This is a genomic window from Roseovarius bejariae, assembly GCF_009669325.1.
Lineage (GTDB): Bacteria > Pseudomonadota > Alphaproteobacteria > Rhodobacterales > Rhodobacteraceae > Roseovarius > Roseovarius bejariae.
Genome location: NZ_SZWE01000001.1, coordinates 49,207 through 64,134 on the forward strand (window position 1 = coordinate 49,207; position 14,928 = coordinate 64,134).

The window sequence follows — 14,928 nt, forward strand, 5'->3', positions numbered from 1 at the left end:
GCGCCCCAAGCGCGGCCTTTTTCTATTTCACCACCCGAAGATAGGGGCGCTCGGACGGGTGCATCACGACAGGCTTCGGCCCGCCCTGCGCAAGAACCGCCGAGACCTCAAGCGAGGTGATCCGAAACCGCCGGGGCGTGCGCCCGATGGGCCCCTGTGTCACAAGGCAGCCCAGCGCGCGGCTGATGTCGCCCAGATCGCTGCGCAGGGGCAGCAAAAGCATCTGCCCTGTCAGAGCAGGGCGGCCCAAGCCCCCCTCGGCCTCCAGCGTCACCCGAAGTTTCGCGGGCCGGTCGAACAGCTCCACCAGCGCTTCGGCAAACCTGTCCCGGTCCCCCGGCGCAATCAGGCAGGACAGCGGCATCGCCCGCACCTCCATGCCCATGACATCCGAAAGATGCATCCCGGCAATCCTGAGCCGCGCCATGCCCGGGGCGATGCGCTCGGCCACGAAGGCATTGGACAGGACGGCTTCGATCCCGCGCGGATCGATTTGCGACCGCCGGGGAATATCGCCGTCGGGCGCCGTGCTGGCCCAATAGGACTCGAAGGCGGTCAGGTCCTCGACACGACCGCCGGTCTTGCCCCGCCGCGGAGAGGTCACCGCACTCAGGCTGCGGAACCTGTGTTTCACATCGTCCACCATGATATCACCCTCGCCCCCACATCACGCCCCGCCACGGGACAGGTCTCTGCTTGACCATGGTTTTGCCATATTCCGGTCAGAATTCCTCAAACAAACTGAACAAATGGTTAATACCGCCGCGCCTTGCCAGCCTGCCCCAGACCCACTAGGACAAGGCAAACCAAGGCCCCGGAGGACCCCGAATGCTCAGATCCATGACCGCTTTCGCCAGCGCCAAAGGCAGCCATGAGGCACATGGCTGGACATGGGAATTGCGCAGCGTGAACGGCAAGGGGCTGGACCTGCGCCTGCGCACGCCCGACTGGATCGAGGGGCTCGAGGCGGCGCTGCGCGCGCGGCTGTCCAAGGCACTGGCCCGCGGGAACGTGTCCCTGGCCCTGCGGGTGCAGGCCGAGGACGAGGCCGGACGACTGGCCTTGAACGCCGGCCAGTTGCACGACGTCCTGACCGCCATGGCCGAGGTCGAGGCGCAGGCCATGGACCGCGGAATATCGCTGGCCCCGGCGACCGCCGCCGATGTCATCGGAGTGCGCGGGGTGCTGGATGCCGGGGCAGGGGCGCAGGACACCACCGCCCTGCGAAAGGCGTTGCTGGAGGATTTCGAGGCCCTGCTTGCTGCCTTCCTGGAGATGCGCGAGGCCGAGGGGCGGGCGCTGAACGATGTGCTGAGCGACCAATTGGACCAGATCGCGCGCCTGACCGAGGCCGCGGCGCAGGCCGCCGAGGCCCGCCGCCCCGAGATGCAGGCCGCCACCCGCGCCGCCCTTGCGCGGGTCATGGACAACACCGACGGCGCCGACGAGGCCCGCGTGGCCCAGGAACTGGCGCTGATTGCCGTGAAGGCGGATGTGACCGAAGAGATCGACCGGCTGCGCGCCCATGTCGGGGCCGCCCGTGATCTTCTGGCGCAAGGCTCACCTATCGGACGAAAACTCGATTTCCTGTCACAAGAGTTTAACCGCGAGGCGAATACATTGTGCTCCAAGGCGCAAAACAGCGGCCTGACCGCCGTGGGCCTCGACCTCAAGGCGGTGATCGACCAGATGCGCGAGCAGGTACAGAACGTGGAATAAAGCCTCTCCGTGGCACCACGGGGTTCCACCCCCGGACCCCCGGGGGTATTTAGGCCAAGAAAAAGCAGGGAAGATAAGACTGATATGACGCGCCGCGGCCTTTTGATCATCCTCAGTTCGCCTTCGGGGGCGGGCAAATCCACCCTGACACGCCGCTTGCGCGACTGGGACTCGTCCTTGAGCTTTTCGGTTTCGGCCACCACCCGCACCCCGCGTGAGGGCGAGGTGGATGGCAAGGATTATCATTTCATGAGCGAGGCGGAATTCCAGCGGCAGGTGGCGAATGGCGGCATGTTGGAACACGCGCATGTTTTCGGCAATTTCTACGGATCGCCGCGCGGCCCGGTGGAAGAGGCGATCAACGAGGGCAACGACGTGCTGTTCGACATCGACTGGCAGGGGGCACAGCAAATCCAGAACTCCGCCTTGGGGCAACATACCCTGTCGATCTTCATTCTGCCGCCGTCGATCCGTGAATTGCATCGTCGGCTGGTCACGCGCGGGCAGGACAGCGACGAGGTGATCGCCAAGCGGATGCGCAAAAGCTGGGACGAGATCAGCCATTGGGCGGAATACGATTATGTGCTGGTCAATGACGATCTTGAGGAAACCGATAAACGGTTGAAAACCATCGTCGAGGCCGCGCGCCTCAAGCGCTTGCAACAACCGGGGCTGAATGCCCATGTCAAAGCCCTGCACGCCGAATTCGAGGAGACCCAATGACCCTTTACATGCTCGATGGCCACAGCCCCAAAATCGCCCGCGACACATGGATCGCCCCCGATGCCAACCTGATTGGAAAGGTGGTGCTGGAGGAGGCGGCCTCGGTCTGGTTCGGCTGCACCCTGCGCGGCGACAACGAGGAAATCCTGATCGGGGCCGGCAGCAACGTGCAGGAAAACTGCGTCATGCATACCGATATGGGGTATCCGCTGGTGATCGGGGCGGGCTGTACCATCGGCCACAAGGCGATGCTGCATGGCTGTACCCTTGGTGAAAACACCCTGATCGGCATGGGGGCCACGGTGCTCAATGGCGCGAAGATCGGCAAGAACTGCCTGATCGGGGCAGGGGCCCTCGTGACCGAAGGCAAGGAGATTCCCGACGGCAGTCTCGTGATGGGCGCGCCCGGCAAGGTGGTGCGCGAACTGGACGACAAGGCGATTCAAGGCCTGCGCGCCTCGGCCCTGCATTACCAGCAGAACATGCGCCGCTTCCGCGACGGCTTGCAGGCGATCTGACGCGGCGATGGAGCAATCCACCATCCCCGCGCTGTTGCAGGCGATTCCGCTGCCCTCGGTGCTGATCGGGCGGGGGGAACGGATTTTGGGCGCCAACGAGGCCGCGCTGACCCTATTGGGCAAGGGCATCGTCGGGCGGCATTTCATCACCGCGATCCGCCAGCCCAATGTGCTGGACGCGATTGAAACCACCCTGCGCGAACGCGGCCAGCGCAAGGCGCGCTACCTCGGCAGCGATGGCGATCAGGACACCACCTTCGATGTGACCTGCTCCAAGGTGCAAACCGATCTGGGCACTGGTGTGCTGGTCTGCTTCGAGGATGTGACCCATCTTGAGAAAGCCGGGCAGATGCGCCGCGATTTCGTGGCCAACGTCAGCCACGAGTTGCGCACGCCGCTGACCGCGCTGATGGGCTTTATCGAAACCCTGCAAGGCCCCGCCAAGGGCGATCCGGCCGCGACCGAACGGTTTCTCGGCATCATGGCGGGGGAGGCGGCGCGCATGGAGCGGCTGGTGCAGGATCTTCTGTCGCTCAGCCGGGTGGAGGCTGATGAACGCGTGCGCCCGACCGAGCCGCTTGATCTCGGGGCGCTCTTGAAGTCGGTGGTGCATTCCATCCGCCCCTTGGCCGAGGAAGCCAGCGTCGAGATCGCCATGACCCTTCCCGAGGAGGGGGTCACGATCCCCGCCGATGACGATCAGGTCCGGCAGGTCTTCACCAACCTGATCGAGAACGCCATCAAATACGGCGGCGCGGATAAAACGGTGCATGTCACCCTGCGCACGCAGGATCACGCGCCATCCCTGCGCGGCCCCGGCGCGGTGGTCGAGGTGCGCGACGAAGGCCCCGGCATCGACGCCATTCACATCCCGCGCCTGACCGAACGCTTCTATCGCGTCGACAGCCATCGCTCGCGCGAGATGGGCGGCACGGGACTGGGCCTTGCCATCGTCAAGCACATCGTCAGCCGCCACCGCGGCCGTTTGCGCATCGAATCAGAGCCGGGTCAGGGCAGCACATTTCGGGTGATTCTGCCGCGCTTGCCACAAACGTGACAGGCCTGTTACAAAGCCCACGAATTTTCTCTCGTTTCGCCACCCCGAAAACCCCTTGAAACACAGGGTTTTGGCGCATCGCCCCGCGGCCTGTCATGAAACCGTTACAAATCTTTAACAAAAGGGTCGCGGAACGGCCCTAGCAGGCAGGGCGAGGCCATCACGACGATGGCTGAAACCAGAAAAACTCAGGAGCTCTATATGTCCTTTCTGAAACTCACCGCGTCCGCGACTGCCATCGCAGCGCTCTCCACCACTGCCGCTTTCGCCCGCGACAACGTGCAGGTCGCCGGCTCGTCCACGGTTCTGCCCTACGCCTCGATCGTGGCCGAACTCTTCGGCGACAACACCGACTTCCCGACCCCGGTCGTCGAATCGGGCGGCTCCTCGGCGGGCCTCAAGCGCTTCTGCGAAGGCGTGGGCGAAAACACCATTGACGTCGCCAACGCCTCGCGCGCCATCCGCGAAAAGGAAATCAAGGCCTGCGCCGAAGCGGGTGTCACCGACATCATCGAAGTGCGCATCGGCTATGACGGCATCGTTTTCGCCAGCCAGCAGTCGGGCCCGGCCTACACCGCCTTCCAACCCGCCGACATCTTCAACGCCATCGGCGCCACCGTCCTGAAAGACGGCGAACTGGTCGAGAACCCCCACAACAGCTGGGCCGAGTTCAACGCAGACCTGCCTGATGCCGAGATCGCCATGTTCATCCCCGGCACCAAGCACGGCACCCGCGAAGTCTTTGAAGACAAGGTTCTTCTGAAAGGCTGCGAAGCCACCGGCGCCATGGACGCCATGATGGAAAGCGGCATGGACGAAGACGCGGCCGAAGACGCCTGCCTCGACGTGCGCCAGGACGGCAAGTCGGTCGACATCGACGGCGACTACACCGAAACCCTCGCTCGCATCGACGCCAACACCAACGGCATCGGCGTGTTCGGTCTGGCCTTCTACGAGAACAACACCGACAAGCTGAAGGTTGCGACCATGGGCGGCGTGTCGCCCTCGACCGAAACCATCGCCTCGGGCGAATACCCGGTGTCGCGCCCGCTGTTCTTCTACGTGAAGAAAGCCCACATCGGCGTGATCCCCGGCCTGAAAGAATACGCTCAGTTCTTCGTGGCTGACGAGATCGCAGGCCCCGGTGGCCCGCTGTCGAACTACGGCCTCGTGGCTGACCCCGAACTGGCCGACACCCAAGCCAAGGTTGCTGACGAAGTGACCATGGGCGAAGGCATGTAATCCTTCACAGGATGACAAACAGGGGGCGGCATATTCCGCCGCCCCCTTTTCCTTTTAGGACCTTTTAAATTTGCACGCGGGGGGCACATGCCACTGTTCTGGCTCATCATGATCGTGCTGGCGATTGCCACGGCGGGCTTCATGCTCGGGCGGCAACGCAGCTTGGCTACTGCGGGTGGCGATAACCGCAAACTGCATTCCTTGCCCTCTTACTATGGTTGGAACGTCGCGCTGAAAGCCGCCGTTCCGGCCCTGCTTGTCGTTATCGTCTGGCTTCTGGCGCAACCGCTTTACGTCGGCTCCACGGTGGCCTCGATGATCCCCGATCAGGCGATCCCCGAGAATGCCTCGCGCGGGTTGGTCATGGCCGAGGTACGGCGCACCGCCGAAGGCCTCGACAACGCCGTCGCCGAAGGCCTCATGACCGAGGATTTCGCCCGCGACCTGCGCGCCGACATCACCGATGTCACCCAACGCCTCAAGGATGCCGGCCAGATCGTCACCTCCGAAGTGACGCAACCGATCCTCAACGCGGCCCAGAAGTACCGGGTGATGAACGCCACCGGCAACCTGTGGATGACCATCGTGGTGATCGCACTGTCGCTTGCCGGCTGCCTCTGGGGCCTCAAGGAAACGCATTTCGATTTCCGCGCCCGCAACGTGGTGGAGCAGGGCATTCGTGCCATTCTCGTCGGTGCGGCCTCCATCGCGATCCTGACCACCGTGGGCATCGTCCTCAGCCTTGTCTTCAACACCATCGAGTTCTTCCGCCTCTACCCGGCATGGGATTTCTTTACCGGCACAAGCTGGGCCCCCAGTTTCTCGGGCCGGGGCGGCAGTTCGGAACTCGGTGTTCTGCCGCTTCTCTGGGGCACCTTCTATATCTCCATCGTGGCGCTCGCCGTAGCCGTGCCCATCGGCCTGTTCTCTGCCGTGTACCTCTCGGAATACGCAAGCCCCCGGGTCCGCGCCTTCGCCAAGCCGATGCTCGAAGTGCTGGCCGGTATCCCGACCATCGTCTACGGTCTCTTTGCCCTGCTGACGGTTGGCCCGCTTCTCCTGTCGCTCTTTGGCCGCGATGGCCTGGACTGGATGCAGGCGGGCACCGCCGTCATGACCGCGGGCCTTGTCATGGGAATCATGCTCATCCCGTTTGTCAGCTCCCTCAGCGACGACATCATCAACGCCGTACCGCAGGCCATGCGCGATGGCTCCTATGGCCTCGGTGCGACCAAATCGGAAACCATCCGCCAGGTGGTACTGCCCGCCGCGCTGCCCGGCATCGTGGGGGCCATCCTTCTGGCCGCCAGCCGCGCCATCGGTGAGACCATGATCGTGGTACTGGGGGCAGGGGCCGCGGCCAAGCTCAGCCTCAACCCCTTCGAGGCGATGACCACCGTCACCGCCAAGATCGTCAGCCAGCTGACCGGCGACGCCGATTTCGCCTCGCCCGAGGCACTCGTCGCCTTCGCCCTTGGCATGACCCTTTTCGTGATCACGCTGGGCCTCAATATCTTCGCCCTCTACATCGTGCGCAAATACCGGGAGCAGTACGAATGACCGACGCATCGCTCAATCCTTCGGCCGCCCCGCGCAAGGGCTCGCTCCACCAACAGGACGCCAATACCAAGCGCCGCAATCGCGCCGAGGCCCGGTTCAAGGGCTATGGCATCGCGGCAATTCTCGTGGGCCTGTTCTTCCTCGTGGTGCTTGCGGTCTCGATCATCCGCTCCGGCGCGCCCGCCTTCACCCGCACCGTGGTGGATGTCGATTTCACCATGAGCGCGGCACAGGTACAGGCCGCCGAAGGGGAGCTTTTCAAGACCAAGGCCTATCAAACGTCATTCATCGACTCGCTGAAATCCCAGCTTGATACACGGGGCATGGCGGTCAATGTCGACAACGCCGCCATCGAACGCCTTCTGGGCAAGATCGGTGGCGATCTGCGGACCTACTACAAGGAAAATCCCGACCAGATCGGCAAAGAGGTCTCGTTCCAGCTTCCGGCCTCGTCGCGGGTTGACCGCTACCTGAATGGTGACATCACCCGCGACAGCATTGAAGACAGCCGCTTCCTGATGAAATCCGACCTTGATCTTGTGGATGCGCTACAAGGGGCCGGGATCATCCGCGGTGCCTTCAACTGGACCTTCATCACCGGCACCGACTCAGGCGTGGACAACCCCGGCGGCGCAGGGCTTGGCGCCTCGGTGATCGGCTCGTTTTTCATGATGCTGGTGGTGCTGGCGCTGTCCCTGCCCATCGGCGTGGCCGCATCGATCTACCTTGAGGAATTCGCCCCGCAAAACAAGATCACCGACCTGATCGAGGTGAACATCTCGAACCTCGCCGCCGTGCCCTCGATCGTCTTCGGTATCCTCGGCCTCGCTGTCTTCATCCAGTTCATGCACCTGCCGCAGTCCGCGCCGCTGGTCGGTGGCCTCGTGCTGACGCTGATGACCCTGCCGACGATCATCATCTCGACCCGCGCCTCGCTCAAATCCGTGCCGCCCTCGATCCGCGATGCGGCGCTCGGGGTAGGGGCCTCGAAAATGCAGGCGGTGTTCCACCACGTCCTGCCGCTCGCCATGCCCGGCATCCTCACCGGCACCATCATCGGCCTGGCCCAGGCGCTTGGCGAAACCGCACCGCTGCTGCTGATCGGCATGGTCGGCTTTGTCGCCCGCGGCTACCCCGACGGCATCATGTCCGGCTTCACCGAGGCCAACTCCGCCATGCCCGCCCAGATCTACACCTGGGCCGCCCGCGCCGACGCCAGCTTCTACGAGAAGGCCTGGGGCGGGATCATCATCCTGCTGGCCTTCCTGCTCACCATGAATATCATCGCCATCATCCTGCGCCGCCGCTTCGAGCGCCGCTGGTAACCCAAGGGACCACACCCCATGTACGACGCACCAACCCTGGAGAGAACCGTGGCCAAAGACGACATCAAATTCGCCGCCCGCAAGGTGCAGGTCTACTACGGCGACACCCACGCCATCAAGGACGTGAACGTGGACATCGAAGACAAGACCGTCACCGCCTTCATCGGCCCCTCGGGCTGCGGTAAATCCACCTTCCTGCGCTGCCTCAACCGGATGAACGACACCATCGACGTCTGCCGCGTCGAAGGCGACATTCGCCTCGATGGCGAAGACATCTACGACAAGCGCGTCGACCCGGTGCAGCTGCGCGCCAAGGTGGGCATGGTGTTCCAGAAACCCAACCCGTTCCCCAAATCGATTTACGACAACGTCGCCTACGGCCCCAAGATCCACGGCATGGCGAAAAACAAGGCCGAACTGGACGAGATCGTCGAAAAGGCCCTGCGCCGCGGCGCCATCTGGGACGAGGTGAAAGACCGCCTCGACGCCCCCGGCACCGGCCTCTCGGGCGGGCAGCAACAGCGGCTCTGCATCGCCCGCGCCGTGGCCACCGAACCCGAAGTCCTGCTGATGGACGAACCCTGCTCGGCGCTCGACCCGATCGCCACCGCGCAGGTCGAGGAACTGATCGACGAGTTGCGCCAGAACTACTCGGTCGTGATCGTCACCCACTCCATGCAACAGGCCGCGCGGGTCAGCCAGAAAACCGCCTTCTTCCACCTCGGCAACCTCGTCGAATTCGGCGAAACGGGCCATATTTTCACCAACCCCGAGGATGAGCGCACCGAAAGCTACATCACCGGCCGGATCGGTTAAGGACATTTGAGATGAGCAACGACCAACATATCGCCTCCGCCTTCGATCGCGACCTCGAAACCATCCAGGCCCAGATCATGAAAATGGGCGGGCTGGTCGAAGAGGCGATCCTCAACGCTGCCAAATCGCTGGAAACCCGCGACGAGGAACTCGCCGAAGACGTCCGCAACCGGGACCGCGCCATCGATCTGCTCGAAGAGCAGATCAACGAGGAAGCCGCCCGCGTCATCGCCCTGCGCGCGCCCACCGCCATCGACCTGCGCCTGATCCTCTCGGTCATCAAGATCTCCGGCAACCTCGAACGCATCGGCGACTACGCCAAGAACATGGCAAAACGCACCACCGTCCTGTCGGGCATGCCACAGATCAGCGGCTCCACCGCCGCCCTGCGCCGCATGGCCCGCGAAGTCGAACGTATGCTGCGCGACGTGCTCGATTCCTACATTCAGCGCGACGCCGACCTCGCGCAGGACGTCATGCACCGTGACCACGATGTCGACCAGATGTACAATGCGCTGTTCCGCGAATTCATCACCTTCATGATGGAAGACCCGCGTAACATCACGCCCTGCATGCACCTGCATTTCATCGCCAAGAACACCGAACGCATGGGCGATCACGTCACCTCCATCGCCGAACAGGTGATCTACCTGGTCACCGGCGAAATGCCCGAGGATCCACGCCCCAAAAGCGACAAGACCTCGGTCAACCCGGAATATTCCGAGCCGAAAGAGTAAGAATCAGGAAGCCCAAGCATGTCCTCCGATCAACCCACCGTCCTTCTCGTCGAGGATGAACCGGCACAACGCGAAGTGCTGGCCTACAACCTCGAAGCCGAAGGGTTCCGCGTCTCCCGCGCGGAAAACGGCGAAGAGGCCCTGATGCTCGTCGAGGAAGGCGCCCCGGACCTCATCGTGCTGGATTGGATGCTGCCCAATGTCTCCGGTATCGAGGTCTGCCGCCAACTCAAGACACGCTCGGACACCCGCGGCGTGCCGATCATCATGCTCTCGGCCCGCTCCGAGGAGGTGGACCGCGTGCGCGGCTTGGAAACCGGGGCAGACGACTACGTGGTGAAACCCTATTCCGTGGTCGAACTCATGGCCCGGGTGCGCGCCCAACTGCGCCGCACCCGGCCCAGTACCGTGGGCGAGCGTCTGGAATACGAAGACATCGTACTCGATTCCGAAACCCACCGCGTCACCCGTGACGGCAAGGACCTCAAGCTCGGCCCGACCGAGTTCCGCCTGCTCTCCACCTTCATGGAAAAACCCGGCCGCGTCTGGAGCCGCGAGCAACTGCTCGACCGGGTCTGGGGCCGCGACATCTATGTCGACACCCGCACCGTCGATGTCCACATCGGGCGGTTGCGCAAGGCACTCAGCAAACACGGCGGCGGCGATCCGCTGCGCACGGTGCGCGGCGCAGGCTACGCCCTGGGCTAAGAGGATTTTCGTACGACTCGTACGAAACGGTTTCGCTCCATCCCGATTTTCGTACGAAACCCGGGGGACAAGCGTACGACTCGTACGAAACACGCCCTACAGCAGGGTCTTGCAAAATTCGTATGTCGGGCGCCTGCGCCTATATGATCTTTTTGCAAAACCCAAAGGCCGCGCTTGATCTCATGCGTGGGATATCGGGTATTTTTACCAAGAAAAAGCGGGGTTGGTTTTTTCTTGGGCCAAATACCCTGGGGGAGGCGCCCGAAGGGCGGCGGGGGCGAAGCCCCCAAAACCTTTCATCGGGGCAGGGAGTCCTCCTCCTCAGTCTGTGTCGCCAGCCAATCGCGGAACTTGGCGAGCGCCGCATCGCGGGATTTCTCGACCGGCCAGACAAGGTGATAGGCCCCGGGGCTTTGCGTAGGCCCACCCCAGGCCCGCACCAGTCGGCCCGTGGCCAAATCCTGCTCGGCTAGGTAATCCGGCAACAGCGCCACACCCAGCCCGTGCAAGGCCGCCTGCGTGATGGTTGAAAACTGATCATAGATCGTGCCGGTCACCTGCACGCCGTCGATACCATGCGCGGCAAACCATGCCGGCCAGGCCTCGGGCCGGGTTTCGATGTGCAACAGCGGCAGGCGCAATAAATCCTTCGGCTCCGCTGGGCTATACTCCCGCCGCAACTCCGGCGCACAAACGGCCACCACCGCCTCGGATTTCAACCGCATGGCCTGCGTTCCCGGCCAGTCGGCCTGCCCGAAATGTATCGCTGCATCAAAGGCTTCCGTGGCAAAGTTAAAGGGCATCAGCCGGGTGGACAGGTTGATCGTCACCTCCGGGTGACGGCGTGCGAAATCCGCCAGTCTCGGCACCAGCCAGCGCATCCCGAAGGTGGGCAGAATGGCCAGGTCAAGGCTGCCCCCCGCCGGGTTTACCGTCAGTTTCATCGAGGCTTGGCTGATCTTCTGCAAGGCTCCGCGTACCTCGGTTGCATAATCGCGCGCCTCGGGCGTCAGCCAGATGCGGCGGCCTTCGCGGATGATCATCTCCACGCCCAACTGGCTTTCCAGCGTCTGTAATTGGCGGCTCACGGCGCTTTGGCTCAGGTTGAGTTCTTCTGCCGCCGCCGTGGCGCTGCCCAGGCGGTCCAAGGCTTCCAGCGCGCGCAGCGCGGTGGTGGAGGGCAAGAAGCGGCGGGCAGGGGGCATATATGCGGTTTCCTCATGAATGCTTGCAGATTTCGCGTTATTTCTTAGCGGATAGTTAAGGTATCGTACAGGAAACACGCAATTTACGCATAAGGAGCCCGTTAAATGAGCCTCGACGCCCCGAAACTCGCCCCCAAGGACAAGCCCGATCTAGGCTCTTTCGACTGGGCCGATCCGTTTTATCTTGAAAATCAACTGCTTGAAGAAGAGCGGATGATCGCCCAAAGCGCCCGTACCTTCGCGCAGGAAAATCTTCAGCCCCGTGTGATCCGCGCCTACGCCGACGAGGCCACCGACCCCGAGATCTTCCGCGAGATGGGCGAAATGGGCCTTCTCGGGACCACGATACCAGAGGAATATGGTGGATTATCAGCCGGTTACGTCAGTTACGGCCTCGTCGCCCGCGAGATCGAGCGCGTCGATTCCGGCTACCGCTCCATGATGAGCGTCCAGTCTTCTTTGGTGATGTACCCCATCTATGCCTACGGCAGTGAAGACCAACGCGCTAAGTACTTGCCAGGATTGGCAAAAGGCGAGTTGATCGGTTGTTTCGGCCTCACCGAACCCGACGCCGGATCGGACCCCGCGGCCATGAAAACCCGTGCCGAAAAAATCGACGGCGGCTATCGAATCACCGGCTCCAAGATGTGGATATCTAATTCCCCCATCGCCGATGTTTTCGTCATCTGGGCCAAGTCCGAGTCGCATGATGGCAAGATTCGCGGCTTCGTTCTCGAGAAGGGGATGAAAGGCCTCAGTGCGCCGAAAATCCAAGGAAAACAAAGCCTTCGCGCCTCAATCACGGGTGAAATCGTCATGGATGGCGTCGAGGTAGGAGAGGAGGCCCTGCTGCCCAACGTCGAAGGGCTCAAAGGGCCGTTCGGCTGCCTGAACCGCGCCCGCTATGGCATCGCATGGGGTGTCATGGGGGCCGCCGAATTCTGTTGGCACGCCGCCCGCCAATACGGTTTGGATCGGCAGCAATTCCGCCGCCCATTGGCCCAGACCCAACTCTTTCAGAAAAAGCTTGCCGATATGCAAACAGAAATCGCCCTGGGCCTTCAGGCGACGTTAAGGGTTGGTCGACTCATGGACGAGGCCAGTGCAGCCCCCGAGATGATTTCGCTGATTAAGCGCAACAACTGCGGCAAGGCGCTCGACATCGCCCGAATGGCGCGCGACATGCATGGCGGAAACGGAATTTCCGAGGAATTCCAAGTCATTAGGCATATGATGAACCTTGAAACCGTCAACACCTACGAGGGCACACATGACGTGCACGCCCTCATACTTGGCCGCGCGCAAACCGGGCTTCAGGCGTTTTTCTGAACCTGCCTCTTGCCTTGGGCGACAAGGTCGGTACCTTGCCGCCCAAGCATCACGACAGGCTTGACCATGCAGACAACTCCAGATCGACCATTCGCGCAGGCGCAGCCATGAAAGGGCTCGAAACCCTCTGGAGCGAAACCACCACCGAGACGTTTACCGCCTCGCCGCTCCAAGGCGATGAAACCGCTGATATAGCCATCATCGGAGGCGGTTTCACAGGCTGTTCAGCCGCTCTTGAAGCTGCGGGGCAGGGTGCGCGCGTCACGCTGATCGAGGCCCAAACCATCGGGCATGGGGGCTCGGGCCGTAACGTCGGACTCGTGAATGCCGGTCTCTGGCTGCCGCCCGACGAGGTCTGCAAGATTCTTGGTGACGAGGCCGGAGAACACCTGAACCGGGTTCTGGCCGAAGCGCCAGAGGCCGTTTTTAAATTGATTTATCAGCATGATATCGCCTGTGAAGCGAAGCGAAACGGCACTTTGCACCTTGCACATGCGGCCAAGGGCATGTCGGAGTTGGAAACCCGGCATGGTCAGATGGCGAAACGTGGCGCTCCCGTCGCGCTGCTTGATGCACGTGAGGCGCAGGCGCGAACAGGGACAGAGCACGTCCACGGCGCACTCCATGACGCGCGTGCCGGAACGATCCAGCCTTTGGCCTATGCAAAGGGCCTTGCCCGGGCCGCACAGGAGCAGGGCGCCCGGATCTACGAGGGCACACCCGCGCTTTCAGCGATGCGGCATGGTGAGCAATGGAAGATCATCACTCCAAGCGGCACGATCCGGGCCAAGTCACTCCTGATGGCAACAAATGCTTATCACACCAACATTCAGAACATGATCGCTCCAAAGGCCTCACGGGTTAATTTCTTCCAACTGGCCACGGCGCCATTGGGCGACAATATCGCGGGTGATATCCTGCGTGGCGGCGAAGGATGCTGGGATACCGGGTTGATCATGTCATCAGTCCGTCGCGACACTTCGGGCCGGATCATACTTGGCGGAATGGGCGATGATGCGGCGGTGCAGGCCAATTGGGCACGGCGAAAGTTAACCAAGTTGTTCCCACAGCTCAAAGACGCCGAAATAACCCATGCTTGGGCCGGACGCATTTCAATGACCTTTGACCATTTGCCGCGCATCTTGCGTTTCGGCCCGAACGCCTTTGCGGTGTTTGGATATTCTGGGCGTGGTATCGCACCCGGTACTCTGTTTGGTGCCACCACAGCACGTGCACTGCTTGACGGTGATGACAGCGTCTTACCGGTGGTCCCGGTGGATAGGCACCGCGAAAGTCTTACGGAGATCAAATCAACAATTTTCGAAGCAGGGGCGCGATTGAGACACATGATCGAGGGGCGGCTATAATTCCAAATCCTCTAACCAGTAATACGCATAATCAGTATTATGTTAATATTCATCCACATCAAAACCCCAAACATGCAAAAAAGACTTCAGTAATAAGCGCAAGGTCTTAGCTCGTTTACCTAAAGCAACTGGACGCGGATACGCCCCACGGTTTATCACGGGTAACAAAGGGATGGTGAAACGCATGACCTCAATTCTGATCCTCAATGGTCCCAACCTCAATCTGCTGGGTACACGTCAGCCCGAGGTTTACGGCCACACCACGCTGGATGACATCAAGGCGCTCTGTACTCAGGCGGCCAAAGATCTCGGCTGTCGTATTGTCTTCGAGCAGAGTAATTCTGAAGGCGCGCTCATCGACATGATCCATGCCGCGCGTGGAACGCACGATGGTATCATCCTGAATGCCGGGGCCTATACTCACACATCTATCGCTCTCATGGATGCCCTCGCCTCGGTTGAACTGCCCGCGATCGAGCTGCATCTCTCGAACATCCATGCCCGCGAGGACTTCAGGCATACGTCCTATATTTCGAAAGTGGCACTTGGAGTGATCTGTGGCTTCGGCGCCCAAGGCTACCCACTGGCGATTCGTGCGCTTCACGATCATTTGGTGTGATGC

At 62.0% G+C, this 14,928-nt stretch carries 15 protein-coding genes; 13 read left to right on the top strand and 2 right to left on the bottom strand.

The features are described from left to right. Positions 1–22: 22 nt before the first annotated feature. Positions 23–646, bottom strand: coding sequence for a PAS domain-containing protein (locus FDP25_RS00235; protein ID WP_154148185.1), 624 nt, complete (start codon positions 644–646; stop codon positions 23–25). 182 nt (positions 647–828) lie between these two features. Here FDP25_RS00235 and FDP25_RS00240 point away from each other — a divergent pair, with 182 nt between their 5' ends. The 10 genes from FDP25_RS00240 to phoB all read left to right on the top strand — a co-directional run bounded on the left by FDP25_RS00240 (position 829) and on the right by phoB (position 10,405). Then, positions 829–1,719, top strand: coding sequence for a YicC/YloC family endoribonuclease (locus FDP25_RS00240; protein ID WP_154148186.1), 891 nt, complete (start codon positions 829–831; stop codon positions 1,717–1,719). Positions 1,720–1,803: 84 nt separating this feature from the next. Continuing rightward, complete coding sequence (gene gmk, locus FDP25_RS00245; protein WP_154148187.1) at positions 1,804–2,442, top strand: guanylate kinase; 639 nt, start codon at positions 1,804–1,806, stop codon at positions 2,440–2,442. Next, complete coding sequence (locus tag FDP25_RS00250) at positions 2,439–2,960, top strand: gamma carbonic anhydrase family protein (protein ID WP_154148188.1); 522 nt, start codon at positions 2,439–2,441, stop codon at positions 2,958–2,960. The genes gmk and FDP25_RS00250 overlap by 4 nt, the downstream gene beginning before the upstream one ends. A gap of 7 nt (positions 2,961–2,967) precedes the next feature. Continuing rightward, complete coding sequence (locus FDP25_RS00255; RefSeq protein WP_154148189.1) at positions 2,968–4,017, top strand: sensor histidine kinase; 1,050 nt, start codon at positions 2,968–2,970, stop codon at positions 4,015–4,017. A gap of 201 nt (positions 4,018–4,218) precedes the next feature. Continuing rightward, the gene (locus FDP25_RS00260) at positions 4,219–5,259 is read left to right on the top strand and encodes a substrate-binding domain-containing protein (protein WP_154148190.1); all 1,041 of its coding nucleotides are present in this window, start codon (positions 4,219–4,221) and stop codon (positions 5,257–5,259) included. Positions 5,260–5,346: 87 nt separating this feature from the next. Then, the gene (pstC, locus tag FDP25_RS00265; RefSeq protein WP_154148191.1) at positions 5,347–6,819 is read left to right on the top strand and encodes a phosphate ABC transporter permease subunit PstC; all 1,473 of its coding nucleotides are present in this window, start codon (positions 5,347–5,349) and stop codon (positions 6,817–6,819) included. Next, positions 6,816–8,144: a phosphate ABC transporter permease PstA gene (gene pstA / locus FDP25_RS00270; RefSeq protein ID WP_154148192.1), complete on the top strand. Its 1,329-nt coding sequence runs from the start codon at positions 6,816–6,818 to the stop codon at positions 8,142–8,144. Before pstC ends, pstA begins: the two co-directional genes overlap by 4 nt. Before the next feature lie 18 nt (positions 8,145–8,162). Continuing rightward, positions 8,163–8,960, top strand: a complete 798-nt coding sequence (gene pstB / locus FDP25_RS00275) for a phosphate ABC transporter ATP-binding protein PstB (protein WP_154148193.1) — start codon at positions 8,163–8,165, stop codon at positions 8,958–8,960. A gap of 11 nt (positions 8,961–8,971) precedes the next feature. Beyond that, positions 8,972–9,697: a phosphate signaling complex protein PhoU gene (gene phoU / locus FDP25_RS00280; RefSeq protein WP_154148194.1), complete on the top strand. Its 726-nt coding sequence runs from the start codon at positions 8,972–8,974 to the stop codon at positions 9,695–9,697. Positions 9,698–9,715: 18 nt separating this feature from the next. Beyond that, on the top strand, positions 9,716–10,405 hold the full coding sequence (phoB, locus tag FDP25_RS00285) for a phosphate regulon transcriptional regulator PhoB (protein WP_154148195.1): 690 nt from the start codon (positions 9,716–9,718) through the stop codon (positions 10,403–10,405). Between the two features lie 296 nt (positions 10,406–10,701). Here the strand turns inward: phoB and FDP25_RS00290 are convergent, their stop codons facing one another. After that, a complete protein-coding gene (locus tag FDP25_RS00290) occupies positions 10,702–11,610 on the bottom strand; it encodes a LysR family transcriptional regulator (RefSeq protein WP_154148196.1) in 909 nt (302 codons plus the stop codon). 105 nt (positions 11,611–11,715) lie between these two features. On the opposite strand from FDP25_RS00290, the gene FDP25_RS00295 reads away from it, so the two are divergent. The 3 genes from FDP25_RS00295 (at position 11,716) to aroQ (ending at position 14,925) form a co-directional block, all read left to right on the top strand. Continuing rightward, positions 11,716–12,939, top strand: a complete 1,224-nt coding sequence (locus FDP25_RS00295; protein WP_154148197.1) for an acyl-CoA dehydrogenase — start codon at positions 11,716–11,718, stop codon at positions 12,937–12,939. A gap of 107 nt (positions 12,940–13,046) precedes the next feature. After that, a complete protein-coding gene (locus FDP25_RS00300; RefSeq protein WP_154148198.1) occupies positions 13,047–14,306 on the top strand; it encodes an NAD(P)/FAD-dependent oxidoreductase in 1,260 nt (419 codons plus the stop codon). Positions 14,307–14,490: 184 nt separating this feature from the next. Then, positions 14,491–14,925, top strand: coding sequence for a type II 3-dehydroquinate dehydratase (gene aroQ / locus FDP25_RS00305; RefSeq protein ID WP_154148199.1), 435 nt, complete (start codon positions 14,491–14,493; stop codon positions 14,923–14,925). The last annotated feature ends 3 nt before the right edge of the window (positions 14,926–14,928 follow it).